The following is a 24383-nucleotide window of genomic DNA, read 5'->3' on the forward strand; positions in this document are numbered from 1 at the left end:
ATGCCGTGTTGCCTAAGGTGGCTTCTGTGGCTCGTCGTCTGGGGGGGGAGCCTCGCGCTCGCGCAGCCAGCAGTCTGGTACGAAGTGCAGCCCGGGGACACCCTCTACCGCATCGCCCAGCGCTACGGCACCACAATCCCAGCGCTCGTCGCAGCCAACCGCCTCGAGGACCCCAACGTGCTCGCGGTCGGGCAGCGCCTCCGCATTCCCGGCGAACACCCCTGGCCTCAGACCTGGCCGGCCCCCATCCAAGGCGTACGGGTCACGCCCCACCCCGTGGTGCAGGGCCAGGCGTTCGGGGTGCGGGTCGCGCTGGAGCGGCCCGTTCCCCTCGAGGCTCGCTTCCAGGGGGTGCGCTACCCCCTGGCTCCCCGGGAAGGCGCGGCGGTCGGGGTGGTCGCGGTCGGCGCGCTCACGCCGCCGGGCGTGCACGACCTCGAGGTCACCGGTCCCGGGATCGCCTTGCGCTTGCCGCTCCGGGTGGTGGACGGGGGGTACGCGCGCGAGGTGATCCGCATTCCCCCAAGCCGGAGCGGGCTCCTCGAGGCCGGGCGGGTGCGCGCGGAGCTCGAGCGGGTGCGCGCGGTTTGCGCGGCGTTCGAGCTGGTGCAACGCTGGCGGGGGCCGTGGCGGTACCCGGTGCAGCCTCCGGTCCGGACCTCTCGCTTTGGGACGCGGCGCGCGTATAACGGCGGGCCGTACACGAGCTACCACGCGGGGACCGACCTCAAGGGGGCGGAGGGCGCCCCGGTGTACGCGCCGGCGGACGGGGTGGTGGCGCTCGCCGAGCCGCTCGAGGTGCGGGGCAACGCGGTGATCCTGCGGCACGGCCTTGGGGTGTGCAGCGGGTACGGGCACTTAAGCCGCCTCGCGGTGCGCGCCGGGCAGGTGGTGCGGCAAGGGGAGGTCCTGGGGTACGTGGGGCAGACGGGCCTCGTGACGGGCCCGCACCTGCACTGGGAGGTGCGGGTGCGGGGGGTGCCGGTGGACCCGGAGGCGTGGGTCGTGCCGGGAGTCCTCTCGGGGAGGGATTGACCCTGGAGCTTGCTCCAGGGTTTACACTATAACCCTGAATTCAGCGACATCCCGGAGGCCGCCCGGATAGGGCGGAAGGAGGCTTGCGGAATGAATAGGACCCTGAATCGGTTCGGCGCAGCCGCGTGCTTGCTGGGGATCGCCGTGGGAGCGTTCGGGGTAGCGCAGTCCGGGCCAACGGCAGCGGAACCGTTCGCGCCCCTCACGCTGGACCTCCGCGATATCGGGCCGAGCCACACCAAGTACCTGCCCGACCCGCCCAAGGGCCAGGTCACGGTCCAGTTCCTGGCACGCGCGATCAACGCGCGCATCCCGGGTGAGTTCCGGTTCTACCTGGCGGCCCCGGAGGTCCGCCGGCTCTGGACGACCCTTTCCCTGCCCCAGGGAGCGGCGGTGCCCAAGGGATCGCTCCTCGAAAACGGCATCGCCTTCGTCGAGCCCGGGAAGTTCTACAGCCTCGAGGTCGTGTACGAAAACCCCACCGATCGGGAGATCCGGTTCCTGGTGGTCGCGCCGGAGGTGGATCCGCAGGCGGCGTTGCCCTTCGCGCGCGCCCGCTGCTGGTGTGCCTCGATCCCATTCGAGGCACCGCCAGGAGGCGCGTTCCTCCGCACGATCCAGGTCGGCGTGGCCCCGAACACCCCGCCCGGCGCTAAGGTCATCGTGACCTGGCCGGTGGTGCTCCTCGAGGAAGGAGAGTGAGGAGGACGGCATGAAGCGCGCTTCGATCCTGGGTGTGACCGTACCCCTGCTGGCGGCGTGCACGATGCTGTTTCCAGGCACGATGCCGCAATCGGCCGGCCGCGTGCCCGTTCCGGAGGCGTACATCGTGAACGCCTCGAGCACCATCCCCGACCCGCCCCCGGGGAAGATCGCGATGCGGCTACGGGTCGCCTACCTGCCCGACCCTTTGCCTGGGGAGGGGCTCACCTTCCACACGCCCGACCCTGAGGTGAATAGCCTCTGGGCGATGGAGTCCCTTGAGTCGGGGCAGGCGGTGCCCGCGGGCGCAGGCATCGAGGGAGGAGTGCTCTTCCTCGAGCCAGGGGAGGCGCGGATGATCACCCTGTGTACCGCAACCCCACGGACCATGCGGTCACCTTCGTGGCGGAACCCTACCAGATCCACCCTGTGGACCAGGTGCCGCACGCTTGGTTGACCTGTTTCTGCATGGCGTTCGTGTACGAGGCGCCCGCGGGGGGTAGCTGGTACCGGGTCATTCGCGTCACGGCCGGGCCGGACATCCCAGTGGGCTCCAAGGTTGACGTCACCTGGACGGTCCTGACCAACCCCGACTGGTTCCCCATGGAGGAGGTCGCATCCCGCGCGCATGACCGGTCGCGCGCGGAAAGGGGTGGGCCATGAGGCGCAGCGTTTGGGTGCTGTTGTGGCTCGCTCTGGCTGGGTGCGCGCCCCTCTACCCGGCGGCCGAACCGGCCGCTCCGGAACCGGACCCAATCCTCCAGGGAAAGGCGCTGGCCGCGCGGTTCGGCTGCACCTCCTGCCACTCCGCCGACGGCCGGCCGGGCATCGGCCCCACATGGAAGGGGTTGTACGGCTCGAGGCGGCCTTTGGCGGGGGGTGGGGAGGCCGTGGCCGATGAGGCGTACCTGCGCGAGTCGATCCTGCGCCCCAACGCCAAGATCGTGCAGGGCTTCCCGCCGAACGTCATGCCGCAGGACTTCGCCCAGAAGCTTTCCACCGAACAGATCGAGGCCATCCTCGCGTATATCCGGAGCTTAAAATAGGTGGTAGCGCCATGTACCGAATCGGGGAACTGTCCGCCCACACCCGGGTCAGCCGGGATGCCCTGCGCTTCTACGAGCGCCAGGGCCTTTTGCAGCCCGCCCAGCGCACCCAGGGAGGGTACCGGCTTTACACGGAGGCGGCCGTGGAGCGGGTGCGCTTCATCAAGCAGGCCCAGGCCCTGGGGATCACCCTCGAGGAGATCCGGCGGATCCTCGAAGCGCAGGCGGGGGGCCGCCCCCCCTGCCGTCACGTGCGCCGCTTGCTCCAGGAGAAGGTGGCAGCGGTAGCGCGCCGGATCGCGGAGCTCGAGGCGCTCCGGCGTGCGCTCGAGGCGCGGCTCCGCTGGGCGGAGGCCCACCCCGATCCGGCGTGCGATGGGGAGGGGCGGTGTGTTTACCTAACTCCTCCAGGGGAAAACATATCCCCCGGATAGGGATATGAATCCCGAATGAAATCTGGATGAATTTTCCCGTAGTTGACAGGGAATTCCACAACAGAGTAACCTGAGTATACGGATATCCCCTACTAGGGGATATGGATCTCCGGAGGTGAGCCACGAATGACCCCTGTCAAACTCAAGATCACCGGGATGACCTGCGCGCACTGCGCCCGCACGGTCGAACGCGCCCTTAAAAACGTCCCCGGCGTTGAAAAAGTGCGCGTCAACTACCTCAAGAAGGAGGCCGAAGTCCACGGCGAGGCCACCCCCGAGGCCCTGGCCGCGGCCGTCGAGGCTGCCGGGTACGGCGCATCCCCCAGGGGGGCATGATGGCGTACGACCTGATCGTGATCGGCAGCGGCTCGGCGGGCATGGGCGCGGCCCTGGAGGCCAAGGAACGCGGCGCGCGCGTGCTGGTCGTCGAGGCCGGCACGATCGGCGGTACCTGCGTCAACGTGGGGTGCGTCCCCTCCAAAACCCTCCTGCGCGCCGCCGAGGCCTACCACAAGGCCACCCACTCCCCCTTCGCCGGGGTGCGCCCCAAAGGCGCCGCGCTCGACTTCGCCGAGGTCCTCCGCCAAAAAGACGCCCTGATCCAAACCCTCCGCCAGGAGAAGTACGCCGACGTCCTCGAGGCCGCCGGCGTCCCCCTCCTCCAGGGCACGGCCCGCTTCCTGGACGCCGAACGGCTCTCGGTGGGCGACCAGGTCCTCACGGCCGGCGCCTACGTCCTCGCCACCGGCGCCACCCCCACCCTCCCCCCCATCCCCGGCCTCGCGGAGGCCCGGCCCTGGACGTACATCGAAGCCCTCTCCCCCGAGGCCCTGCCCGAAAGCCTCGTCGTGATCGGCGGGGGACCCATCGGCCTCGAGCTCGCCCAGGCCTACGCCCGCTTCGGCACCCGCGTCACGGTCCTCGAGGCCCTGCCGTACCTGCTGCCCGCCGAGGACCCCGAGCTCACCACCGCCCTCCGCGGGTACCTGACGGCTGAAGGCCTCGAGATCCACACGAACGCCCAGGTGACCCGCGTCGAACGCGACGGAGCCTACCGCGTGCACACCCCAAACGGCGTGTACACCGCCGAGCGCCTCCTCGTCGCCACCGGCCGCCGCGCGCGCACCCAAGGCCTCGGCCTCGAGGCCGCCGGCGTGGAGGTGGGCCGGGCCGGTGAGGTGCGGGTGGACGCGCACCTCCGCTCCACCAACCCACGCATCTTCGCCGCGGGGGACGTGGCGGGCCTGCCGCAGTTCGTTTACGTGGGGGCCCAGTCCGGGCGCGTCGCCGCCCGGAACGCGCTGGGGGAGGAAACCCCCCTGGACCTCACCGCCGTACCCCGCGTCACCTTTACCGACCCCGCCCTGGCCGCGGTCGGCCTCACGGAGGAGGCCGCGCGGCAGGCCCACGGGGAGGTGCGGGCCGCCCGGCTGCCGCTCGAGGCCGTCCCCAAGGCCCTCGCCGCGGCGGACACTCGGGGCCTGATCAAACTCGTGGTGGACGCACAAGGCACCGTGCTCGGCGTGCACGTCCTCGCGCCCGAGGCCGGGGAGGTGCTGCAGGAAGGCATCCTCGCGGTGAAGCACGCCCTGCATTACCGCGACCTGATCGACACCTTCCACCCCTACCTCACCCTCGCGGAAGGGCTCCGGCTGGTCGCGCAAGCGCTGGACACCGACGTGCACAAGCTCTCCTGCTGCGCATGAGATGGAAGCGCCCGACCCCGTCCCCTGCGCCGTCTGCGGTCAAACACCCCCCCGTCCCCTTTGGGTGGTGGTGGACGGGGCGGCCTACCCCACGGACGACGCGACCTGCGCCGGGCTGCTGCGGGCATACCCCTTGGCGATCCTGGGGCCCCGCGTGGAGCTGCGCTACCGCCCCGGCTGCCCCAGGTGCGAGGACAGGCGGTCCCTTTGGCTCGAGGTCGCGGCGCGACGCCCCCTCCGGCTCCGGTTTTCCCCGACGGACAGGTCCCCGTGCCCTCGCCTGGTGGTGGAGGGTGTGGAGGACCCCCTCCGCCTGGTGGTGGAGGGTGTGGAGGACCCCCTCACCCTGGAAATGGAGGGGGTGGAATCACTCCTTAGCTGGCTCGCGATCCAGTACCCCGGTCTCACCGGGTGTTGCTGACGGAGGTGAACCGATGCGCTCCCTAACCCCACAAGACCTGCAAGGATACACCTATACGCTTCGGCCCGAACGCCTAATCCTCAACAAGATCCGTGGTCTTCTCTATGCCCTCCTGCTCCTGTCCGTGATCGGATGGTCGACCTCCGCCTTCGCTCAACAACCCACCATTCCAGGCATCGCAGGTGAAGCCGCGGATCTAGACCTCTCCCGCTATACGGGACAGATCGTGGTGGTCACGTTTATAGCCGGGATATGCCCCAGCTGCTGGGCGGAGATTCCAGGGTTCCTCGAGGTCTACCGTGACCTCAAAGAACGCGGCGTTGCGTTCGTGGGTATCGCAGTACAGACCCCTAAGGAGGACACCAAGCGCATGATCCAACGCCTGGGCATCACCTACCCGGTATACCTGGATGAAAGCGGCCGGGTCTCCATCGAACGGTTCGGGCTGCGCGGCATGCCTACCACTATGATCTTCGACGCCAACGGCCGCCTCGTCCAGCGCTTCGTCGGTAAGGTGTCCGCAAAGACGCTGCGGCGCCTTCTGGAGGAGATGCTGTGAATCTTGAGTTCCTCACCTACGCCTTCACCGCCGGGGCGTTCGCCACCCTGAACCCCTGTGGGTTCGCCCTCCTCCCGGCAATCCTCGGGCGCTTCCTCGCCCGGCACGGGAGCGCCCGCGGGCTCGGGGTCGGCGCGCTGCTCGCCCTCGGCACCCTGAGTGCCTTTACCGGGGTCGGGATTCTGGTAGCCCTGCTCGGCTTGACCCTGGCCAGCTGGCTCCCTTATGTGAACCTCGCGCTTGCCGTAGGGCTGCTCGTCTTCGGGGGGTTCACCCTCGCAGGGCGCGGCGTGGGACTCCACCTCGTACAGATGCGCGCCCCCACCGGCCACCGCATCAGCGAGTTCTACGGGTTCGGCGTGGCCTACGGCCTCGCGAGCCTGGGCTGCACCCTCCCCGTCTTCCTAGCCGTGACCGGCGTGGCTCTCGCCTCTGGACCGGGCGCGGGCCTCGCCGCGCTCCTCGCTTACGGCCTCGGGATGGGCGCGGTCCTCGCCGGTGCCGCCCTCGCGGCCGCTCTGGGCAAGGAGGCCTCCCTCAAACGCCTCCGCCGCGCCAGCGCGTACCTCGAGCCCCTCGGGGGCCTGCTCCTCATCGGCGCGGGCGCGTACCTCCTGGGGTACAACCTCAGCTTCCTCACCCTGAACTCCGCTCTGGGGCGCTGGCTCGGGGTGGCCGCCGCGGTGCTCGCCCTCGCGCTCGGCGCGGCGCTGCGCACCCCAGGACTTCGCTACAGAGAGGAGTAAAGGATGGAACACGTGGACGCCATCGTCATCGGCGCGGGCATGGCCGGCATCCCCCTCGCGATCCGGCTGGGCCGCAAGGGGCTTCACACCCTTCTGGTGGAGAAAGACACGCTCGGCGGCACCTGCCTGAACCGGGGGTGCATCCCCACCAAAACCCTGATCGCCTCGGCCAAGGTCGCGCACCAGGTGCGGCGGGCCCTCGAGTACGGCGTCGTGATCGAGGGGCCGGTGCGCTTCGACCTGGCCCGCGCCGTCGCCCGCAAGGACGCGCTCGTCCGCGCGATCCGGGAAGGAGCCGCGCGCAACCTCGAGCGCACCCCCAACGTAGAGCTCATCCAGGGCGAGGCGCGCTTCGTGGAGGAACGCACCGTCGCGGTGGGCGACCGGGTCTATAGGGCTGAGTGGGTCTTCATCAACACCGGCGCGCGGGGCCGCATCCCCCCCATCGAGGGCCTCGAAACGGTGGACTGGCTCGACTCCACCACCGCCCTCGACCTCACCGAGCTGCCCGCCTCGCTGGTGATCGTGGGGGGCGGGTACATCGGGTGCGAGTTCGCCCAGATGTTCCGCCGGTTCGGGAGCGAGGTCACGATCGTGCAGCGCGCGCCGCAGCTGTTGCCCCAGGAGGACCCGGATGTGGCCGCCGCTTTGCAGGCGGTCCTCGAGGCCGAAGGCATCCGGGTGCTGCTCGAGGCCGAGGCCGTGCGGGTGCGCCGGGACGGGTCCGGGATCGCGCTCACCGTGCAACAGCGCGACGCGGTGCGCGAGGTGCGCGCCGCGCGCCTTATGCTCGCGGCGGGGCGCGTACCCAATACGGACGGGCTGGGGCTGGAAGCCACGGGGGTGGCGCGGGACGAACGGGGCTTCATCCGGGTCAACCCGCACCTGGAGACGACCGCTCCCAAGGTGTTCGCGCTGGGGGACGTGCGGGGCGGCCCCATGTTCACGCACACCGCCCGTGACGACGCCCGCATCGTGTACCAGAACCTCACCAAGGGCGCAGCCCTTTCCATCGAAGGGCGGGTGGTGCCCTACGCGGTGTTCACCGACCCGCAGCTGGGCCGGGTTGGCCTGACCGAGACCGCCGCCCGCCAGGCGGGGTACCCCGTCGAGGTCGGCACCTACGCCATGAACAAGGTCGCCAAAGCCCGCGCGCTGGGCGAACCCGAGGGCCTCATCAAGATCGTCGCGGACGCACGCAACGGACGGATCCTGGGGGCCAGCGTGCTCGCCGCGGAAGGCGCCGAGCTGGTGCACGAGCTCGTCGTCGCGATCCAGGCCGGGGCCACCCACCAAGACCTGCGCGACGCGATCCACATTCACCCCACGCTGGCCGAGGGGATCTCGAGCGCGCTCGGCGGCGTGCACCGGGCCGCGTCGGATGCGGGTTAAGCGCGCCTTCTGGATCGTCGGAGGGCTCCTCACCCCCCTCGCCCTCGGAAGCCTCCCCTTGCCCACCCTCCCCGCCTGGCAACGCCCCGGAACCGTCGGCTTCGGGGACACCCTGGCCTTAAGCCCCGACGGCGCTCGCCTCGCCGCATCGAGCGCCGACCACGCCCTGGTGATCCTGGACGCGGCCACAGGCGCGGAACTCCAGCGCCTCACCGGGCACTTTGGACGGATCCTGGCCCTGGCCTGGAGTCCGGACGGCACGCGGCTCATCAGCTCGAGCCGCGACGCGACCGTGCGGGTGTGGGCGGTCGGCTCGAGCCGCGAGCTCCGGCGGGTTCCGGTCGGGAAGCGCCTCGTGCTTGCGCTCGCCTGGAACCCCACCGGCCTCGAGGTCGCGCTAGGTGGCGCGGACGGCGTGGTGCGGTTGTGGCGCTCGGGAACCGCGGAAGTGCGCGCCCTCTCCGGTCCCGGCCCCGGGATCGCGGCGCTCGCGTGGAGCCCGGACGGCGCGCACCTCGCGGCTGGGGGGTATGCCGGCGTCGTTCGGGTCTGGACCTCGGGAAGGCCCGTGCGGGACCTCCCCCTGGGCGGCGTGGTCCGCGCACTCGCCTGGAGCCCGGACGGGGCGTGGCTCGCGGCTGGAGGCGAGACAGGGCAGGTGCACCTCTGGGCGGTCGGCGGATGGCGGGCAGGCCCCGTCCTCTCCGGGCCCGAGGGGGAGGTCCTGGCCCTGGCCTGGAGCCCGGAAGGCAATCGCCTCGCGAGCGGCGGGGCGGACCTCACGGTCCGGATCTGGGAGGCGGGGAGCGGCCGGCCCCTCCAGGTCCTCGGGCCGCTCCCCGGCCCGGTGCACGCCGTGGCCTGGGGTCCCCAGGGGCTCGTGGCCGGAGGGGCGGGCGTCACCGCGTGGCCCGACTCCTCCCCACCCCCCGAGGAGTAAGGGTTGCGTGTTGGAGGAAGAAAGATGATGCACAAACCGCTGGACCCCGAGTTTGCGGCGCGCCTCCACAGGATCTACCGGCTCGCGCGCCCCCCCACGACCCCCGCGGATTTCGGCGCCCTGCTGCGGGAACGCAACCGCACGGACCCCGCCCGCCGCGCTTTCTTCGAGCAGGTGCAGGCGGGCCACGCCGTCATCGGGGCGTGCACCCAAGCGCGCGGCTACCGCCTAGACCTGCCCGACGGCGCCACGATCCAGGTGATGTGCGCGTACGACGCGCTCATGACCGCCTTGCTTCGGGGGCGGGGCGAGGTCCGCGCGGAATGCCCCCACTGCGGCGCGCCCACGCACCTCGTGATCGAAGCGCACGCCCTCACCCGGGCCACCCCGGACACCGCGGTGTTCTGGTGGGGCAGCGGCCCCCAGGACGCGCCCGGGAACCCCATCTGCGACCACCTGCACCTCTTCCCAAGTCCCGAACACCTCGAGGCCTGGCTCGAGTCCCGTCCGGACGAGCGGGGCGTGGCCCTCCCCATCCGGGAGGCCGTCGCGTGGTTGCGCGCCCTTTACTAGCTTCACGGGCGGCTCTGCCACTCCTGGTACAGGAAGTCGTTCAGGTACAGGCGGAAGGTGGCCGCGCCCCGCACCTCCAGGCTGCCCTCGAGAACGCTGCCCGGCTGCACGAAGGTGTTGAAGGCCTCGCGCCCGCCGTTCTCGTCCACCACAACGAGCCGCACGTGCACCGGGCTTTCGCCCAGGTCACGCGCGATCGGGATACGGACCGGGACCAGCCGCGCGCCGGGTGGCAGGCTCGGCGCCGGCTCGAGCGCTTGCGGTTCCGGTTCGAGCTCGGTCGGGGCAGGCCGCGAGCGGTCGGGTGCCGGTTCCTCCCCAGCCGGCGCGGGCGACGGCAGGGCCGGCCCTGGCTCGAGGGGCGCGGTGAACTCCTGCGGCAGTAGCGGCCCAGGGGGTTCGGCCGGCAGGAGGACCTCGGCCTGCGTGGAGACCTTCAACGTGACCGGGCTGCCCACCGCGAGGACCGTGCCCGGCGGGGGGGACTGGTCCAGCACCTCTCCCGGCGGGGCGGGGGACAGTTCCTCCTGGATCGCGCCGACGCGCAGGTCCGCGACCGAAAGCAGGTACTGCGCCTCCTCCAGGGAAAGCCCCCTGAGGTCCGGCAGCACGGTCCGCGCCTCCTCAGGGCCCTGGGAGACGAGCAGGTCCACCGACTGCCCTAGCGCGAGGGGCGTGCCCGCCGCGGGGCGCGTCGCAATCACCGTTTCCTGGGGCGCGTCCGCGTGCACGTAGATCACCCGGCCCACCGCGTACCCGCTGTCCTCGAGCGCTTGCTGGGCCTCACCCACCCCCATCTCCACGAGCTCGGGCACCCGGCCGGACTTGGGGCGGTTCAGGACCAGCTCGAGCCGTCGCCCCGGCTTGACGCGCGTGCCCGGGTCCGGGCTCTGCTCCAGAATCACGTCGCGGGGCTGGGTGAGGTCGCTCGCCTCGCGGAACTCGATGCGGAGCCCCATATCGTCCACCTGCTCGAGGGCCGCGCGGGGGGAAAGCCCCCTTAGGTCCGGCAGGGTGTACTCCGGAGGGTTCAGGTACCGGTACATCCCTTGCCCCAGGGCGACCGCGCCGAGCACGGCCATGAGCAGGCCGGGCACCCACCCCCACGCCGGGCGGCGGGCGCGGCGGGCGGGGCGGGGGCGCGTGTAGCGCGCGAACTGCCCGTTCAATCGGGGAATCTCCTCGGGGGCGTGCTGGGCGAGCGGCTTGAGGTCCGCGACGACCAGGCCGTTCTCCTCCAGGCGGAGGTCCAGGTCGGGCAAGGCGTAATGGAAGGGCGCGAGGGCCTCCAGGACCCGCCCCACCTCCTGCCGGACGCGTCGGCCCTTGGGGGGGAGGGCGGCGGGTGCCGCGACGCGGGGCCAGAACACGTAGTACCGTCCTGGCTTCGCGCTGATCGTCACGCCCCGCAGCACCCCGAGCGCCTCGAGGTGCTTCAGGGCCTTGCGGTAACGGTAGAAGGTCGCTCGAGCCTCGGGGGTGTGCACCTCGAACCAGTAGAGGGTGCCTTCCCCTTCGGGCCCGGCCACCTCGTAGACTTTGAGGAAGCCGTCCTGGTGTAGTTCCTTGCCGATCTCGTACTTCCCGTCCAACGCGGGCATCGTGCTGATTATACGCGAGCGGCTTACGATAAGATTAAGGAACGGGAGGTGTGATGATCCACGACGCGATCGTCGTTGGAGGTGGACCGGCTGGGCTTTCCGCGGCGTTGTTTTTGGCGCGGGCAGGCCTGAAGGTGCTCGTGATCGACGGGGAGCAAAGCGCGCTGCGGGAGGTGCCGCGGGTACCGAACTACCCGGGCCTTCCGGAAGCCCCTTCGGGAGAGGCGCTCCTCGAGCGGTTACGGGCGCACGCCCGATCCCAAGGCGTGGAGGTGGTCTCGGGCCGGGTGGAGGGCGTGCGGGACGAGGGGGGGGTGTTCGCCCTCACGCTACGGGACGGCCGGATCCACAAGGCCGAAGCGCTCCTCCTCGCGACGCGCGACGACCCTATCGTGGCGAACCTGCTGGGCCTGAAGCGCAACGGGTTGCACGTACACACGGACTTCCAGGGGCGGACGAGTTACCCGCGGGTGTACGCGTGCGGGGCGGTGCGCGGCCTGGTGCCGGACCACGCGATCACCGGCGCGGGGGACGGAGCTTGGGTCGCGGTGAACCTGGTCTCGGACCTCCGGGGGGAGCCGTACCGGGACTACCCCGAGTAACCCCGTCCCGCCAGCGGCACGAGCCACAGCTCGCGGGTGCGCGGCCCGTCGAACTCCGCGAGGAAAACCTGCTGCCAGCGCCCCAGCGCGAGCCGTCCTCCTACGACCGGCAGGAGTTGCGCGTTCCCGGTGAAGAGGGTCTTGAGGTGCGCGTCGGTGTTGCCTTCGGCGTGCCGGTCCGCGGGGTGGTGCTGGGGCACGAGCTCCTTAAGGCGCCGGAGTAGGTCCCGCGCTACGTCCGGGTCCGCCCCCTCCTGCACCACCACCCCGGCCGTGGTGTGGGGCGCGTACACCAAAAGCGCCCCCTCCCGAAGCCCCAGCTCGGCCAGGGCCGCCTCGAGGTCGCGCGTGACGTTGACCAGTGCTTCGCGGGCGGGCGTGCGCACCTGGATGCGTCTCATACCTCCAGGGTAGCCGCCTCAGCCAGGATCATCCAGGGCCGGTCCTGCACACGCGTGAAGAAGGCCGTGACCGGCCGCCCTCCGGGCGTGGTGCGAAGCCTCCGGCGGAACGCGTCCGGATCGATGGGCGACCCCCGCTTCTTGAGCACCACCGCCCCTGCCTCGAGCTCGGCGAGCCAGCGGTTCAGCGTCTTGAGGTGGAAGGGGCCGTGCCGCAGCACGCGCCAGGCCCGGGCGAACGGCGTGGCGTGGCGCGCCTCCCCGGTGAGGTACGCGATCCGGGGATCGAGCTGGGCGAGGCCCAGCCGGGTCGCGAGGTGCTGCACGAGCCCCGCGCGGATCACTGCAGCGTCCGGCTCGTACAGGTAGGCCCGGGGTTCCCCCACCGGCACGGCCTCCAGCGGATCCCGGCTCGTGAGCCGCGCCCCGACGGGCAGCACGGTCGCGACGCGTGATGCGCCCAGGCGCAGGTCCCCAAAGCGCAGCACGGCCTCCTTGCACTCCCCCCCCACGGAGATGAACTCCAGCTCCGCCCCCCGCGGCCGGGCCTCGTGCGGCACGCTCGGCGCGAGCTTCACCATCACGTGCCGCACGCGCTGCACAAGCTCGAGCACCGCCGCAAAAGGCGGGTTCATCGCCTCGAGCCCCCGCACGCGCCGCCCTTCTCGGCGCCGGGCAGGGTCCACGAAGGCCGCGTCCACCTCGAGGGATGCCTGGGTCCAGTCCGCCTCGAGGACCCGCACCCGCTCCGCCACCCCGCGCGCGGCGGCGTTCGCCCGGAGGAAGAGGGCGCGGAGCGGGTCCCGCTCCACCGCGATCACCTCTCGCACCACCTCGGCGAGGGCCAGGGTGTCCGCCCCGATGCCCGCCCCGAGGTCGGCCACGCGCGCGAACGGGGCGAAGCTGAGCGCGCGGTAGCGGGCCGCCTCGAGGCTGGAGGCCTGCTCGAGGGCCTCCGCCACGAAAAAAAGCCGTTCCGCGTCGGGGAACTTGCCTCGGGCCTTGCGCCTCAACCGGGCTTGTTCGAGGAGCAGGGCGGCTTGCTCGGCGGTGAAGCGGCGGCGGAGTTCGGTGATGCGGGGGAGGAGGGCCGCGTCGGAGAGGTCGGCCGTGGCGAGCCGGGCGAGGGCGGCATGGGCTTCGGGAGTGAAGAGGAACGCGGCGCGTTCAGGGGTGAGCCGGTCCATATGCCCGCCCTATGGTAGCACTAGGGCAGGCGGGTGGTGCGCAGCACGAAGCGCCAGCGGATCGGGAAGGGCGCGTCCAGGTCCTCGTAGGTCTCGAGCATCCAGCGTTCGAGCGCCTCGATCGAGGGGCGGAAGACCTCCTCGGGGACCTCCCAGGTGAAGGAGTACAGTTGCTCGGAGAGAATCTCCAGGCTCTGGCGGGGCGTGCGCTCCTCGGTCCACTCGGCGATCGTTTTGGTCTTGGGCTCGAGGCCGAGCTGCCGCAGGGCGCGTTCGACCTCGGCGAGGCGGCGGGTGTGTCGGCCGCGCACGAGGGTGTACCCCATCTCCGCGAGGATCTCGCGCCACTTCTCCTGGATGCGCCAGTCCTCGTTGTCCTTGACGCACTCGTCCCACCCCTCGAACAAGAACCCTCCCGGCCGCAGGATGCGGATCACCTCGAGCAGCGCGCGCTGCCACTCGCGGATCTGGTGCCACACGTGCACGCTGATCACGGCGTGAAAACTGCCCTTTTCGAAGGGCAGTTCGCGCACGTCGGCCTCCACAAGGCGGACCTTTCGCGCCACGCCGGCGATCTTGTAGCGCATGACCTCGAGCATGGCCGGGGAGAGGTCCACGCCGGTGAAGCGGTAGCCGCGCGCGATGATGGGCACCGCGATCCGGCCGGTCCCCACCCCCACCTCGAGGAAGTGCGGGTCCCGGAAGATCTTCTCGACGGGCGCGGTGATCGCGGTCGCGATCTTTCCGGACACCTCGGGGGGGTGGTAACGGGTCCGGTCGTACGCATAGGCCACGCGGCTAAAGTTCAGATCCATGATCCAGGTGTATAATATCAATTTTCTTGCATATGTCCAACAAACCGCCCCGGGGCGCGTGCATCCGCCCCGGGGTCCCGCCCTAGGTAAAGCCTAACGGTTCGGGGTTTGCAGCTGCCGCAGGTCCAACAGGAAGTTTCCGTCCGTGGGCAGCATGATCGTCTGGATGTTGGGCGCGAGCTTCTCCGCCACGGTGAGCTGGATAACCTCGGGGTACTTGCGGAGCGCCTCGCCGCGCAGCTCGAGGGCCCGGGCCTCCCCTTCGGCCTTGAGGATCGCGGCGTCGCGCTCCCCTTGCGCCTCGATCACGCGGCGCTGCGCCGCGATCTCCGCCTGGCGGCGGCGGTTCTCCTCGATCTGCACCTGCTGTTCCGCGGTCTGCTTCTCCTCGATGACCTGCGCGACGCGCTCGGGAATCCGGATCTCGCGCAGGAGGAGCGAGACCAGCTCGAGGTCGTGCTCGGCGAGCGCCGCGCGCAGCGCCTCGGTCACGCTGCGCTCGAGCTCGGTGCGCTTGGTGCTGATCAGGTCGGCGGCATTGAACTGGCCGACCGCGTCCCGCACCTTGCTGCGCACCTGGGGAATGATGAGGGTCTCCCGGTAGCGCGGTCCGATCTCCCGGTGGAGCTCGGGGGCTTTCGCCTTGAGGATGCGGTACTGTACGGTGACGTCCACGCCGATGTCCAACCCCTCCTGGCTGCGCGCCTGGATGGGGCCCAGCCCACCACGGCTTGCAGTCTTCGAGAGGGTGATTTCCTGTAGGCGGGCATCGTAGAGGATGACCTCCTGAATAAAGGGCAACACAAAGTGCAGCCCTTCATCCAGCGGCTCGTCCTGGACACCGCTCAGCACGTTGAACACCACCCCCACGTTGCCCGCGGGGACCACCACGAAGCTCTGCGACACGAGCGCAACCAGGAGGCCGCCCAGGACCAGGGCCGACCCCACCGCCCGGCGGCCCGGCTGAGTGAGGAGGGCCAAGCCGCCGATCACGATTAGGAGCGCGAGGATTAAGAGCAGTTCCATACTTCCTACTTTACACGCGAACCCACCCCAGGTCAGCTGCCTAACGCCCTACCGTCGCCGCGCGCACCACCGCCTCCACTACGGCCTCCTGCACCAGCGCAGCGAGGAGGGGCAGGGGGGCCTGAGGCCCTCGCCCGGTCGCGAGGACGAAGGCCGCATCCCCGTCCCACGGGGTGTGCGAGGGGCGGATCACCCGGCCCAATACCCCCTGCGCCGCGTCCGCGAGCTGCCGGGCCTCGGCCTTGGCGATGGGGGCCTCCACCCCCACCGCGAGGAGCGTGGTGTGCCCAAACCCGAGCGCGGCCTCGAGGAAAGCCTCCCGCCGCCCGTGCCCGGCGAGCAGCCGGCCGTCCGGACTGTACACGTCCCCCACCGGGTTGACCACCGCGAGCGCCCCCACCCGCACGCCACGGTGCTCTACGAGGGCGCTCCCGAGCCCGGTAGGTACGGGGGCGATGTACTTCCCGGCGCTCGCGCCCGCCCCCGCCCCCACGGCCCCCTCCGCAACCGGCGCGTCGGTCGCGCGGGCCGCGGCCTGGTACCCGGCCTCGGCGTCCGGGCGGGCCTTGGGGTCCCCAAGCATCAGGTCATAGATGACCGCCGCGGGCACGATCGGTACCGGCCCCGCCGGGGTGGGATGGCCGACGCCCTGCTCCTCCAGGAAGCGCACCACCCCATCGGCCGCGGCGAGGCCGAAGGCCGAACCTCCGGTCAAAAGCAGGGCGTGGATGCGCGCCACGCGTTTTTCCGGGGCGAGCAAGGCGGCCTCCCGCGTTCCGGGGGAAGGCCCCACGAAAGCGGCGGAGGCCACGCACCCCTCCGGAGGGCAGAGGATGACCGTGCACCCGGTCCGCCCCACGGGGTCCGTCCAGTGCCCGACCCGAAGCCCGCGAATCCCAGTGAGTGTACGGTTCATCGGTACCTCCGGCGCCCCGACGCGCGCCGCTTAAAGGCGTGGTCCGGGGCGATGCCGTCCGCGATCAGGTGCATCCACTGGGAGACGTAGTACCCCACGAGCGCCCCCCAAAGCACCCCAGGGGAGAGGCGCTCGAGTTCAGCGTTGAGGCTCCAGCGCACCCCCAGGGCCTCCGCGGCTCCGCCGGCGACCCAGCCGAGGAGGTAGAGGAGGAGGACGAGGTAGGCGAGGCGGCTCAGGGGCCCCACGATCCAGGTGTGGGACCAACCACGGTGGCGGAAGAGCAGGCCGTACGGCACCCAGAGCCAGCCGAGCACCCCCCAGTAGCGCTTTGCCGTGACCCGCCGCTCGGCGAGGTCCAGGTCCGGCGTGATGAGGAAGGTGCCGACCAGGTAACCGCCCACAAACGCGAAGGCCCACTCGTCCGGTGGACCGTACCCTTGCGTGCGTCCGTAGAGGTACCCGGCGCTCAACAGCCCGAGCGCGGTGAGGTTGATGGCTTCATGCGTACGTCCGCTCGGCACCTACGCATGATACACGGGAACCTTGAAGGTCTCACCCTCGCCTAGCACGTCCACCCTCAATCCCCGCACGCTCCGGCGGTAGATCTGGCTTTCCGCCGCATCGAGGACGGTAACTTGCCCGGCGATGACCCGAGCGTTCCCTTCGAAGTCCACCAGCACCGCGCTTTGGGCTTCGATGCCGAGGCCCAAGAGGTCCGGGTTGCCCACGACGAGCTGGGTCAGCAGGCCGAACCGTCCGGCTTGCTCGAACTCCGGGAGGATGGCCAGGCCCGGCAGGAGGCCGAGGCCGTAACGGGCCGTCAACCGCCCCTGCCGCACGAGCGGCGCGGCGGCGCCCAACACGCCCGCCACGCCCCCCAGCGCGGCCACGATCCCGCCCCGCAGGTAAGCGGTCGCCAGGGCCTCTACCAAGCGGGTCCCGGCCACCAGACTCAAAAAGCGGGCCGCGTCCTCCGCCGCGAGCAGGACCAGCGGGCTGCCCGCGATCGTCTCGGCGACGGCGACGTCCTGCGCCTGCTCCCGGCGCTTGAGGACCAGCACGCGCACCTCCCGTGCTCCCAGGCTTTTGTAGATCTCGCTCCAGGCGTCCGCTTCAGCTTGCAGGGCCTGCGGGACCACGAACAAAGCCTTGCCGCCGGAGAGGTGCAACAGATGCTCCTCCGTCTTCCGGGTCTCACCTCGGAGGGGATCGCCGCCTCCAAGGAGGGCGTAGGTTCCTAGACGCCGCATCCATTCACCCCCCTGTGCTTTTATTGTAGGGCACACGCCCGAGCGCAAAAGGTTTTTTCACGTACAGAACGCGGCTCACTCCCCACCGTGCGCGCTTCCCCCTCCACACGCCGACAGGACCCATCCAGCGCGCAAGCCACAAGGGACGCACCCACCCCCTTCAAGACCGTGGGGAAGATTATATACATACCGTTATTTATCCACGTTTTGATAAGCCTGCTTGCAGTCGGACCGTCCCGCCCGTTTCCCGTGAACGCGCCGCCCCACCACCCCCGGCATTCGAGCAGAATTTCTCATAAATTGACCGGACGGTCATGCTATAATTGCAGTCGTGGCTACCGAAGCCCGGAACGTCGTGGACAAGCGCACGCAAATCCTTGAGGCGACCATCCGGGTATTGCGTGAGCGCGGGATTTCCGGGCTGAAGGTGGAGGATGTAGCCCGTGAAGCGGAGGTAGGCAAGGGCACCGTCTACCTCTACTTCGAGGATAAGCAGGATCTGCTCAGGGCGCTGGTGGAACACCGCACCCTATCGTTTTACGAAGACGTGCGCCGGCTAACGCAGGAAGCCCGTCCGTTCCGGGAGCGTCTGGCCGCGCTTTTAGAGCGCCGGCTGGCCTTCGTGGACGAGTGGCGGGGGCTCTGGGCCGCGGTCGCGCGGGAAGCGCACCCCAGCGATCAGGCCGGGTGGCTTAAGGGCCTGCACGAGCGGTACCAGAGGATCCTGGAGAGCTTCGTGGAAAGCGGTGTGCGCTCCGGCGAACTACGCCCCGACTTGGATATTCCGTTAACCGCTGCCACGCTCGCCGCACTGGGTTGCAGCCCGCAACTCGACTTCCCGCGGGAAGCGTACATCGCGCACCTCGTCGAGGTGCTGATGAAAGGAGTGGGCACGTGAAACAGTACCGTCCGGGAGACAAGGTGGTGCTGCCCCCTTACGGGGTCGGCGTGGTGGCTGGCATCGCGAAACGCACGGTCGCTGGGGTTGGGCGCTCCTACTACCAGGTGGAGTTCCCCGGTACGCGCTCCAAAGCCTTTGTTCCCGTGGAGTCGCCCGGCCAGGTCGGCCTACGTCCCGCGCTGTCACGCGAGGAGGTCGGGGAGATCCTCGAGCGCCTGAAGAACGGCCGCGTGAGCCTGCCCAAACAATGGGCGGCCCGGCACCGGCGCGTCACCGAGATCCTGGCTGAGGGCGACCCGTACCGCATCGCGGTGCTCGCCGGCCAGCTGCGCCGTTGGGAGGTCGAGCGCGGCCTTCCGGACCTGGACCGCCAGGCCTTCCGGCGCGCGGTGAACCTCCTGGCCGAGGAGGTCTCGCAAGCCCTCGAGATCACCGTGGAGGAGGCCCGGCAGCTCTTCGAGGACGCCTGGGGCGAGGACCTGAACTAAACGGCACGGCGTAGGCTTCGGGGCGCGGCCCATACGGGCCGCGCCCCGCTTTGCAGCCTTCTGGAGCTGGTGTAGATTTATACGCGCATTACACTATGTTGACAATCCATATTACCAGATGTTATTCTCCTCTTCGACCACCTATTACATCGAGAAAAACCAGCTTTGGGAGGGAAAAGGATGCGCTATAAAACCATTGGTATAGCCCTAGGGTTCCTCGTCTTGATCCTCGCCGGGTGCCAGACCTCCCCCAACGCCACCGCAATCCCCCCAACCCTCGAGCCCACCCGCATCGCAACCGAAGCCCCCGTCTACGGGGAGGACCACCCCGACGCGATCCCCGGCCGGTACATCGTGGTCTTCAAGAAGGGCGCCAACGCGGTCCCCATCCTCCAGCGGCTCCAAAGCGGGGACGTGAGCACCCTGGGGGTCAGCCCGTCGGGCGTCACCGTCCACCGGGTCTACACCGCGGCCCTCAGCGGATTCGCCGCCACCCTCTCCGCGGAGGCCCTGGAAGCCCTCAAGAAGAACCCGGACGTGGCCTACATCGAGGCGGATCGCGTCGTGCGCCTCACCGCCACGCAGACCAGCGCCCCCTGGGGCCTCGATCGGATCGACCAGCGCGACCTGCCCCTGGATAACAGCTACACTTACACCTACACCGGAAGCGGCGTGCACGTCTACGTAATCGACACCGGGATCCGCACCACCCACGCCGAGTTCACCGGCCGCATCGGCAACGGATACACCGCGATCAACGACGGCAACGGGTACGCGGACTGCAACGGGCACGGCACGCACGTGGCCGGCACGATCGGCGGCAGCACCTACGGCGTCGCGAAGGGCGTCACGCTGCACCCGGTCCGGGTCCTGGACTGCAGCGGGTCCGGAACCAACTCCGGCGTGATCGCCGGCGTGGACTGGGTAACCCAGAACCACCAGAGCCCCGCCGTGGCCAACATGAGCCTCGGCGGCGGCGCCTCGCAAGCCCTGGACGACGCGGTCCGCAACTCGATCGCCGCGGGCGTCACCTACGTCGTCGCCGCGGGGAACGAGAACACCGACGCCTGCACCAAATCCCCCGCCCGCGTCAGCGAAGCGATCACCGTCGCCGCGACCGACAGCACCGACACCCGCGCCTCCTTCTCCAACTACGGCAGCTGCGTGGACCTCTTCGCACCCGGCGTGAACATCACCTCCGCCTGGCACACCAGCGACACCGCCACGAACACCATCAGCGGCACCTCCATGGCCACCCCTCACGTAGCCGGCGTGGCCGCCCTGTACCTCGAGCAAAACCCCACCGCCACCCCCGCCCAGGTCAAGGACGCGATCCTCAGCGGCGCGACCGCGGGCCGCGTCTCCGGAACGAACGGCTCCCCGAACCTGCTCCTCTACAGCCTGATCGACGGCTCCGGCGGTTCCGGCGCGCCGTGCACGAACTGCGAGTACTACACCGGGTACCTCTCCGGCGCGGGGGATTACGCGTACCAGCCGAACGGCACCTACTACTACGCGAGCACCTACGGGTACCACAACGGCTGGCTCGAGGGCGCGAGCGGTACGGACTTCGATCTGTACCTCTGGAAGTGGAACGGGTACCAGTGGGTCACCGTGGCCAGCTCGACGAGCTACACCTCCTCGGAAAGCATCAGCTACTACGGCTCGCCGGGCTATTACGTGTGGCGGATCTACGCGTATAGCGGCGCGGGCAGCTACGAGTTCTGGATGGAACGCCCGTAACCCCGCCCCAAGCGACGCGCCCCACCGTACGGTGGGGCGCTTATTCTGGCTCCGCGGGCAGGACTCGAACCTGCGACCAGTCGGTTAACAGCCGACCGCTCTACCAGCTGAGCTACCGCGGACCGCGGTGCCAGGCGAGAGTCAATATATCAGACGGCGGGCGCTTTGGCAAGCCTCGCCCGCGCCCCGCCTACACCCGCATCTCATCCCGCCCCGGGGTAGCATGAGGAAGATGCGCGCCTGGATCTACCTCATCGCGCTTCTCACGCTGGCCGCCTGCGGCAGCGAGGCCGGCCCCACCGAGCCCCTGCGCCTCACCTCGACCCAGGTCCCCCCCGCGTACATCGGGGAAGCCTACCAGGCGGAGTTCCCCGCCGCGGGCGGTGTGCGGCCGTACCGGTACACCCTGGACGGCCAACTGCCCAAAGGCCTCGAGTTCCGCGACGGCCGCCTCACCGGCACCCCCCAGGAAAAAGGCACCTTCGCCTTCACCCTCCTCCTGGAGGACGCGGCCCTCTCCAGCCGCGCCTTCCGGCTCGAGCTCACCGTCACCGACCCCCCACCCCCGCGCTTCGAGCTCGTCCTGCCCAGCGCCCCGGTCGAAGGCCCGTTCGTCTGGGTGGTGCGCGTCAAGGACCGGCCCACCACCGCGTTCCGCGCGCGCTTCACGCTCAAGGGCCTCACCCCGGTCCTCGAGACGCTCGCGGCGCACCCGGACCTCCTCTACGTCCTCCGGTGGGACGCAACGCAGCAGGTCCTCGACCTGGACGCGGCCTTCGTGCGCCCCCAACAGGACGTGGAGGCCTTCCGCCTCACGCTCGAGGCCCCCACCCCCCTCCGCCCCAACGTCACGCACCAAACGCAGTTCTTCGACGCCAAGCGCGCCCCCTACACCCCCCAGCCCCCCGAACGCCCCCCCTCGGAAGGCGCCTACACCTTCGAAACCCTCCTCACGCTCGCCCAGCACTGGGGCCAGTCCCGCGCGGCCGACGCCGAGCCCAACGCCCCCCTCGCGGGGGACCTGAACGGGGACGGGAAGGTCAACGCCCTCGACCTCGAGCGCCTGCGCTCGAGCTACGCCTGGGCCCCCGAACCCGAGGCCCCTTAAGGCTCGAGCCCCACCGCCCGGTACAGCCGCGCGACCCCCGCCGCCCCCAAAGCCCGCGCCTCTCCGGGTTTGAGCTTTGGGTCCAGCTCGAGCGGCCCCACCGCCAGGCGCTTCAGGTACGTCACGCGGTTCCCCCGAGCGGCAAACATGCGCTTCACCTGGTGGTACCGGCCCTCCCACAAGACAAGCCGCACCCGGCGCGGGTCCTCCAGGAGTTCGAGCTCCGCCGGCAGGCACCGCCCCTCCGAGAGCACCAGGCCTTCCGCGAAGGCCTGGGCGTCCTCGGGCCGGGCGGGCTGCTCGAGCTCGGCGTAGTACACCTTGGGCACCTTCCAGCGCGGGTGGGTCAGGCGGTGCAGCAACGCCCCGTCCGTGGTGAGGAGGAGCAGCCCCTCCGTGTCCCGGTCAAGCCGCCCCACGGGAAGGAGGTCCTTCCGCGCGAGGCTTGCCGGCAAGCAGTCCAGCACCGTCGCGTGCCGCGCGTCGCGCGTCGCGGTCACCACCCCGGCGGGTTTATAGAGCATCACGTGATGGTGCCGCTGCCAGACCACCACCTCCCCCGCGACCTCGAGCCGCGCCCGGGCCGGGTCGAGCTTCATCCCCGGGTCCCGCACCACGCGGCCGTCCACCCGCACCCCGCCCGCGCGCAGCAACCGCTTGACCTCCTTGCGGGTCCCGAACCCCAGGTGCGCCAAGATCTTGTCGATCCGTTCGAGACCAGCCGCCATGCCCCCCAGCCTACAACACAACGCGCCGCGCTCCTTAACCCCTGCACGAGGGTCTGACGCACGCCTCCACGACTGAAGTCGCGGGCAGCTGACCTAGAATGAGGGCGTGCGGCTGTACTGGGAGGACCCCTACCAAACCCGTTTCACCGCCCGCGTCACGCAAGCTTGGAGCGAAGGCGCGACGCACTACGCGGTGCTCGACCAGACCCTGTTCTACCCTACCTCGGGCGGACAGCCCCACGACACGGGCGTGCTCGGCGGCGTTCGGGTCACGAAGGTGCTCGAGCGCGAGAAGGGCGGGGAGATCCTGCACGTCCTCGAGGCCCCCCTCGAAGCGGGCCAGGTGGTGGAGGGTGAGATCCACTGGAACCGGCGGTACCGGCACATGCAGCGCCACACCGCGCAGCACATCCTCTCCCAAGCCTTCGTCCGCGCCGCGGGGTGGCCCACCGTCTCCGTCAGCCTCGCTCGCCCCACCTGCGTGATCGACCTCGAAGCGGACCCCGACGAGGGGGTCATCCGTAAGGCCGAAGCGCTCGCGAACTGGGCCGTGTACGCGAACCTCCCCATCCGCGCGTTCTTCGCGAGCGAGGCCGAGGCCGCCCAGCTCCCCTTGCGGCGCGCCCCCAAGGTCACGGGACGCATCCGGGTGGTGGAGATCGAGGGCTGGGACCTCGCCGCCTGCGGCGGCACCCACCTGCGCAGCAGCGCCGAGGCTGGTCCCATCAAGATCCTCAAGTACGAGAAGCATCGGCGCGGCACGACCCGCGTGTACTTCACCGCGGGGTGGGAGGCGCTCGAGGACTACGCGGCCAAACACACCGCCCTCAAGACGGTCGCGGAGCACTTCTCCGCCCAACCCCTCGAGGTGCCCGCGCGCGTCGCGAAGCTCGAAGCGCTCCTTCAGGAGGTCCGGGGCGCGCTTCAAGAAACCCAACGGCTCCTGGCTGAACGGATCGTTCGGGAATTGCTCGAAACGCACCCCGACCGCACGATCGCTGCCCTAGTTCCAGCAGTCGTGCTGGACGAGGTGGGCGCACGCCTCGCGGAATGGCCGGGCGTGCTGGCCCTGCTGGTCGCGCCTGAGGGCGAACGGGCGCGCGTGCTCCTCACGCAGCACCCCGAGCGCGGCGCGGACCTCAGGGCCTTGTGGAACGCAGCGCTACGCCCCCTGGGCGCAAAGGGCGGCGGCCGGGAGGTGCTCCTCGGCGCCCTGCCCGCCGCGCGCGCCGCGGCAGCGCTCGAGGCGTTCCGCAAGGCGGTGCGGTGATTACGGAGTACGTCCCAATCGACCCAGGTGCGTGTCCCGAAAACCGCTCGCCCGTTTTAACCCGTACCCTAGCGCCCGGTCAAGGCCGATGTGCGCTGCCCAGATGACCCCAAGCCCCACCCAAAGGGAGTCGCGCAGCCAAAACCCCGCCCCCAGCATCAGCAAGGGAAGCGCGTACGTGTGAAAGAGGTTGTAGGCGATCGCTCCCACTCGCGCACCCCACAGGTACCCCAGCATGGACAGGTCTGGAAGCAGCAGCGCAAGCCACCACCCCCAGCTCACCTCGAGGCCCGCGTACAGCCACAGGGCCACTACCAGTACAAAGAGGCCCTCGAGGCGCTGCAGAGCTTCCGGTTGGGTCCAGCGATCGAAGCTGTTCATGCTTCAGCTTATCGGAGTCGACCGGAGCTTGCGTGAGTAAGCCTAAAAAACACGCCCCCGGCGTGCGCCGGGGGCGTTTTGTCTGGAGCGGGAGACGGGACTCGAACCCGCGACCCCAACCTTGGCAAGGTTGTGCTCTACCAACTGAGCTACTCCCGCGCTCAGCCTCGAAAATATTACTACGCTTCGGGGGATGGGTTCAACACCCCAATAAAAGCACGCCCTCCCCAAGGGGTGGGCGTTTCGCAAAAAAGAAAACCCCCCCGCACCGCCCTACTCTCCCAGGACCCTCCGGTCCAAGTACCATCGGCGCAGGCGCGTTTCACGACCGTGTTCGGAATGGGAACGGGTGGAACCACGCCGCTATGGGCACGGGGGGAATCTCCTCTTATCCCTCTTAAACCTGTCA

Annotated in this window: 29 protein-coding genes, 2 tRNA genes and 1 rRNA gene; 19 read left to right on the plus strand and 13 right to left on the minus strand. The window is 70.0% G+C overall.

The window, feature by feature from the left end; genetic code table 11:
• The 13 genes from MARKY_RS10100 (at position 1) to merB (ending at position 9554) form a co-directional block, all read left to right on the plus strand.
• Positions 1 to 1035, plus strand: a complete 1035-nt coding sequence (locus tag MARKY_RS10100; protein ID WP_013704782.1) for a LysM peptidoglycan-binding domain-containing M23 family metallopeptidase — start codon at positions 1 to 3, stop codon at positions 1033 to 1035.
• Between the two features lie 90 nt (positions 1036 to 1125).
• On the plus strand, positions 1126 to 1737 hold the full coding sequence (locus MARKY_RS10105; RefSeq protein ID WP_013704783.1) for a hypothetical protein: 612 nt from the start codon (positions 1126 to 1128) through the stop codon (positions 1735 to 1737).
• 10 nt (positions 1738 to 1747) lie between these two features.
• Positions 1748 to 2194: a hypothetical protein gene (locus MARKY_RS10110; protein ID WP_013704784.1), complete on the plus strand. Its 447-nt coding sequence runs from the start codon at positions 1748 to 1750 to the stop codon at positions 2192 to 2194.
• A 202-nt stretch (positions 2195 to 2396) separates the two neighbouring features.
• The gene (locus tag MARKY_RS10120; protein WP_013704785.1) at positions 2397 to 2783 is read left to right on the plus strand and encodes a c-type cytochrome; all 387 of its coding nucleotides are present in this window, start codon (positions 2397 to 2399) and stop codon (positions 2781 to 2783) included.
• 11 nt (positions 2784 to 2794) lie between these two features.
• Positions 2795 to 3217: a heavy metal-responsive transcriptional regulator gene (locus MARKY_RS10125; protein ID WP_013704786.1), complete on the plus strand. Its 423-nt coding sequence runs from the start codon at positions 2795 to 2797 to the stop codon at positions 3215 to 3217.
• A 126-nt stretch (positions 3218 to 3343) separates the two neighbouring features.
• Entirely contained in the window at positions 3344 to 3553 is a 210-nt protein-coding gene (locus MARKY_RS10130) for a CopZ family metallochaperone (RefSeq protein ID WP_013704787.1), read from the plus strand.
• Positions 3553 to 4923: a mercury(II) reductase gene (gene merA, locus MARKY_RS10135; protein ID WP_013704788.1), complete on the plus strand. Its 1371-nt coding sequence runs from the start codon at positions 3553 to 3555 to the stop codon at positions 4921 to 4923. Before MARKY_RS10130 ends, merA begins: the two co-directional genes overlap by 1 nt.
• 1 nt (position 4924) lies before the next feature.
• The gene (locus MARKY_RS11935; RefSeq protein ID WP_013704789.1) at positions 4925 to 5344 is read left to right on the plus strand and encodes a hypothetical protein; all 420 of its coding nucleotides are present in this window, start codon (positions 4925 to 4927) and stop codon (positions 5342 to 5344) included.
• Positions 5345 to 5357: 13 nt separating this feature from the next.
• The gene (locus MARKY_RS10145; RefSeq protein ID WP_013704790.1) at positions 5358 to 5903 is read left to right on the plus strand and encodes a peroxiredoxin family protein; all 546 of its coding nucleotides are present in this window, start codon (positions 5358 to 5360) and stop codon (positions 5901 to 5903) included.
• Positions 5900 to 6649: a cytochrome c biogenesis CcdA family protein gene (locus MARKY_RS10150; protein WP_013704791.1), complete on the plus strand. Its 750-nt coding sequence runs from the start codon at positions 5900 to 5902 to the stop codon at positions 6647 to 6649. The genes MARKY_RS10145 and MARKY_RS10150 overlap by 4 nt, the downstream gene beginning before the upstream one ends.
• Before the next feature lie 3 nt (positions 6650 to 6652).
• Complete coding sequence (gene lpdA / locus MARKY_RS10155) at positions 6653 to 8041, plus strand: dihydrolipoyl dehydrogenase (protein ID WP_013704792.1); 1389 nt, start codon at positions 6653 to 6655, stop codon at positions 8039 to 8041.
• On the plus strand, positions 8031 to 8981 hold the full coding sequence (locus MARKY_RS10160; RefSeq protein WP_013704793.1) for a WD40 repeat domain-containing protein: 951 nt from the start codon (positions 8031 to 8033) through the stop codon (positions 8979 to 8981). Before lpdA ends, MARKY_RS10160 begins: the two co-directional genes overlap by 11 nt.
• 24 nt (positions 8982 to 9005) lie before the next feature.
• A complete protein-coding gene (gene merB / locus MARKY_RS10165; RefSeq protein ID WP_013704794.1) occupies positions 9006 to 9554 on the plus strand; it encodes an organomercurial lyase in 549 nt (182 codons plus the stop codon).
• Positions 9555 to 9556: 2 nt separating this feature from the next.
• On the opposite strand, the gene MARKY_RS10170 is transcribed toward merB, so the two are convergent.
• Positions 9557 to 11155 (minus strand): PASTA domain-containing protein, encoded by a 1599-nt coding sequence (locus MARKY_RS10170; protein WP_013704795.1) that lies wholly within the window; start codon positions 11153 to 11155, stop codon positions 9557 to 9559.
• Between the two features lie 53 nt (positions 11156 to 11208).
• Here MARKY_RS10170 and MARKY_RS10175 point away from each other — a divergent pair, with 53 nt between their 5' ends.
• Positions 11209 to 11757, plus strand: a complete 549-nt coding sequence (locus MARKY_RS10175) for an NAD(P)/FAD-dependent oxidoreductase (protein ID WP_013704796.1) — start codon at positions 11209 to 11211, stop codon at positions 11755 to 11757.
• Here the strand turns inward: MARKY_RS10175 and MARKY_RS10180 are convergent.
• From MARKY_RS10180 to MARKY_RS10210, 7 genes are all read right to left on the minus strand, one after another.
• Complete coding sequence (locus MARKY_RS10180; protein WP_013704797.1) at positions 11745 to 12158, minus strand: secondary thiamine-phosphate synthase enzyme YjbQ; 414 nt, start codon at positions 12156 to 12158, stop codon at positions 11745 to 11747. The two genes, MARKY_RS10175 and MARKY_RS10180, sit on opposite strands and share 13 nt — an antisense overlap.
• Complete coding sequence (locus MARKY_RS10185) at positions 12155 to 13345, minus strand: class I SAM-dependent methyltransferase (protein ID WP_013704798.1); 1191 nt, start codon at positions 13343 to 13345, stop codon at positions 12155 to 12157. The genes MARKY_RS10180 and MARKY_RS10185 overlap by 4 nt, the downstream gene beginning before the upstream one ends.
• Positions 13346 to 13365: 20 nt before the next feature.
• Positions 13366 to 14160 (minus strand): class I SAM-dependent methyltransferase, encoded by a 795-nt coding sequence (locus tag MARKY_RS10190; RefSeq protein WP_013704799.1) that lies wholly within the window; start codon positions 14158 to 14160, stop codon positions 13366 to 13368.
• Between the two features lie 93 nt (positions 14161 to 14253).
• Positions 14254 to 15186, minus strand: coding sequence for a prohibitin family protein (locus MARKY_RS10195; protein ID WP_013704800.1), 933 nt, complete (start codon positions 15184 to 15186; stop codon positions 14254 to 14256).
• Positions 15187 to 15226: 40 nt separating this feature from the next.
• The gene (locus tag MARKY_RS10200) at positions 15227 to 16102 is read right to left on the minus strand and encodes a P1 family peptidase (RefSeq protein WP_013704801.1); all 876 of its coding nucleotides are present in this window, start codon (positions 16100 to 16102) and stop codon (positions 15227 to 15229) included.
• A complete protein-coding gene (locus tag MARKY_RS10205; protein WP_013704802.1) occupies positions 16099 to 16626 on the minus strand; it encodes a metal-binding protein in 528 nt (175 codons plus the stop codon). The genes MARKY_RS10200 and MARKY_RS10205 overlap by 4 nt, the downstream gene beginning before the upstream one ends.
• Positions 16627 to 17355: a cyanophycinase gene (locus MARKY_RS10210; RefSeq protein ID WP_013704803.1), complete on the minus strand. Its 729-nt coding sequence runs from the start codon at positions 17353 to 17355 to the stop codon at positions 16627 to 16629.
• Positions 17356 to 17686: 331 nt separating this feature from the next.
• Here MARKY_RS10210 and MARKY_RS10215 point away from each other — a divergent pair, with 331 nt between their 5' ends.
• The 3 genes from MARKY_RS10215 (at position 17687) to MARKY_RS10225 (ending at position 20487) form a co-directional block, all read left to right on the plus strand.
• On the plus strand, positions 17687 to 18253 hold the full coding sequence (locus tag MARKY_RS10215; RefSeq protein WP_013704804.1) for a TetR/AcrR family transcriptional regulator: 567 nt from the start codon (positions 17687 to 17689) through the stop codon (positions 18251 to 18253).
• Entirely contained in the window at positions 18250 to 18744 is a 495-nt protein-coding gene (locus MARKY_RS12235; RefSeq protein WP_013704805.1) for a CarD family transcriptional regulator, read from the plus strand. The genes MARKY_RS10215 and MARKY_RS12235 overlap by 4 nt, the downstream gene beginning before the upstream one ends.
• Before the next feature lie 180 nt (positions 18745 to 18924).
• Positions 18925 to 20487, plus strand: a complete 1563-nt coding sequence (locus MARKY_RS10225; RefSeq protein ID WP_013704806.1) for a S8 family peptidase — start codon at positions 18925 to 18927, stop codon at positions 20485 to 20487.
• A gap of 46 nt (positions 20488 to 20533) precedes the next feature.
• Here MARKY_RS10225 and MARKY_RS10230 read toward each other — a convergent pair.
• Positions 20534 to 20609, minus strand: a tRNA-Asn gene (locus MARKY_RS10230).
• Positions 20610 to 20719: 110 nt separating this feature from the next.
• On the opposite strand from MARKY_RS10230, the gene MARKY_RS10235 reads away from it, so the two are divergent.
• A complete protein-coding gene (locus tag MARKY_RS10235) occupies positions 20720 to 21595 on the plus strand; it encodes a putative Ig domain-containing protein (RefSeq protein ID WP_013704807.1) in 876 nt (291 codons plus the stop codon).
• Here the strand turns inward: MARKY_RS10235 and MARKY_RS10240 are convergent.
• Complete coding sequence (locus MARKY_RS10240; protein ID WP_013704808.1) at positions 21592 to 22323, minus strand: pseudouridine synthase; 732 nt, start codon at positions 22321 to 22323, stop codon at positions 21592 to 21594. The genes MARKY_RS10235 and MARKY_RS10240 overlap by 4 nt on opposite strands.
• Positions 22324 to 22429: 106 nt before the next feature.
• Between MARKY_RS10240 and MARKY_RS10245 the strand changes: the two genes are divergently transcribed.
• A complete protein-coding gene (locus MARKY_RS10245) occupies positions 22430 to 23593 on the plus strand; it encodes an alanyl-tRNA editing protein (protein WP_013704809.1) in 1164 nt (387 codons plus the stop codon).
• On the opposite strand, the gene MARKY_RS10250 is transcribed toward MARKY_RS10245, so the two are convergent.
• The 3 genes from MARKY_RS10250 to rrf form a co-directional block, all read right to left on the minus strand.
• Positions 23594 to 23974, minus strand: a complete 381-nt coding sequence (locus tag MARKY_RS10250) for a DUF4260 domain-containing protein (RefSeq protein ID WP_013704810.1) — start codon at positions 23972 to 23974, stop codon at positions 23594 to 23596.
• An 83-nt stretch (positions 23975 to 24057) separates the two neighbouring features.
• A tRNA-Gly gene (locus MARKY_RS10255) sits at positions 24058 to 24133 on the minus strand.
• Between the two features lie 101 nt (positions 24134 to 24234).
• Positions 24235 to 24351, minus strand: a 5S ribosomal RNA gene (rrf, locus tag MARKY_RS10260).
• Between the last annotated feature and the right edge of the window lie 32 nt (positions 24352 to 24383).

Origin of the sequence: Marinithermus hydrothermalis DSM 14884 (assembly GCF_000195335.1) — a bacterium.
Taxonomy (GTDB): Bacteria; Deinococcota; Deinococci; order Deinococcales; family Marinithermaceae; genus Marinithermus; species Marinithermus hydrothermalis.

Coding starts and splice junctions, on each gene's coding strand:
- MARKY_RS10100 (WP_013704782.1), top strand. CDS start 1: ATGCCGTGTTGCCTAAGGTGGCTTCTGTGGCTCGTCGTCTGGGGGGGG.
- MARKY_RS10105 (WP_013704783.1), top strand. CDS start 1,126: ATGAATAGGACCCTGAATCGGTTCGGCGCAGCCGCGTGCTTGCTGGGG.
- MARKY_RS10110 (WP_013704784.1), top strand. CDS start 1,748: ATGAAGCGCGCTTCGATCCTGGGTGTGACCGTACCCCTGCTGGCGGCG.
- MARKY_RS10120 (WP_013704785.1), top strand. CDS start 2,397: ATGAGGCGCAGCGTTTGGGTGCTGTTGTGGCTCGCTCTGGCTGGGTGC.
- MARKY_RS10125 (WP_013704786.1), top strand. CDS start 2,795: ATGTACCGAATCGGGGAACTGTCCGCCCACACCCGGGTCAGCCGGGAT.
- MARKY_RS10130 (WP_013704787.1), top strand. CDS start 3,344: ATGACCCCTGTCAAACTCAAGATCACCGGGATGACCTGCGCGCACTGC.
- merA (WP_013704788.1), top strand. CDS start 3,553: ATGGCGTACGACCTGATCGTGATCGGCAGCGGCTCGGCGGGCATGGGC.
- MARKY_RS11935 (WP_013704789.1), top strand. CDS start 4,925: ATGGAAGCGCCCGACCCCGTCCCCTGCGCCGTCTGCGGTCAAACACCC.
- MARKY_RS10145 (WP_013704790.1), top strand. CDS start 5,358: ATGCGCTCCCTAACCCCACAAGACCTGCAAGGATACACCTATACGCTT.
- lpdA (WP_013704792.1), top strand. CDS start 6,653: ATGGAACACGTGGACGCCATCGTCATCGGCGCGGGCATGGCCGGCATC.
- MARKY_RS10160 (WP_013704793.1), top strand. CDS start 8,031: ATGCGGGTTAAGCGCGCCTTCTGGATCGTCGGAGGGCTCCTCACCCCC.
- merB (WP_013704794.1), top strand. CDS start 9,006: ATGATGCACAAACCGCTGGACCCCGAGTTTGCGGCGCGCCTCCACAGG.
- MARKY_RS10170 (WP_013704795.1), bottom strand. CDS start 11,155: ATGCCCGCGTTGGACGGGAAGTACGAGATCGGCAAGGAACTACACCAG.
- MARKY_RS10175 (WP_013704796.1), top strand. CDS start 11,209: ATGATCCACGACGCGATCGTCGTTGGAGGTGGACCGGCTGGGCTTTCC.
- MARKY_RS10180 (WP_013704797.1), bottom strand. CDS start 12,158: ATGAGACGCATCCAGGTGCGCACGCCCGCCCGCGAAGCACTGGTCAAC.
- MARKY_RS10185 (WP_013704798.1), bottom strand. CDS start 13,345: ATGGACCGGCTCACCCCTGAACGCGCCGCGTTCCTCTTCACTCCCGAA.
- MARKY_RS10190 (WP_013704799.1), bottom strand. CDS start 14,160: ATGGATCTGAACTTTAGCCGCGTGGCCTATGCGTACGACCGGACCCGT.
- MARKY_RS10195 (WP_013704800.1), bottom strand. CDS start 15,186: ATGGAACTGCTCTTAATCCTCGCGCTCCTAATCGTGATCGGCGGCTTG.
- MARKY_RS10200 (WP_013704801.1), bottom strand. CDS start 16,102: ATGAACCGTACACTCACTGGGATTCGCGGGCTTCGGGTCGGGCACTGG.
- MARKY_RS10210 (WP_013704803.1), bottom strand. CDS start 17,355: ATGCGGCGTCTAGGAACCTACGCCCTCCTTGGAGGCGGCGATCCCCTC.
- MARKY_RS10225 (WP_013704806.1), top strand. CDS start 18,925: ATGCGCTATAAAACCATTGGTATAGCCCTAGGGTTCCTCGTCTTGATC.
- MARKY_RS10235 (WP_013704807.1), top strand. CDS start 20,720: ATGCGCGCCTGGATCTACCTCATCGCGCTTCTCACGCTGGCCGCCTGC.
- MARKY_RS10240 (WP_013704808.1), bottom strand. CDS start 22,323: ATGGCGGCTGGTCTCGAACGGATCGACAAGATCTTGGCGCACCTGGGG.
- MARKY_RS10250 (WP_013704810.1), bottom strand. CDS start 23,974: ATGAACAGCTTCGATCGCTGGACCCAACCGGAAGCTCTGCAGCGCCTC.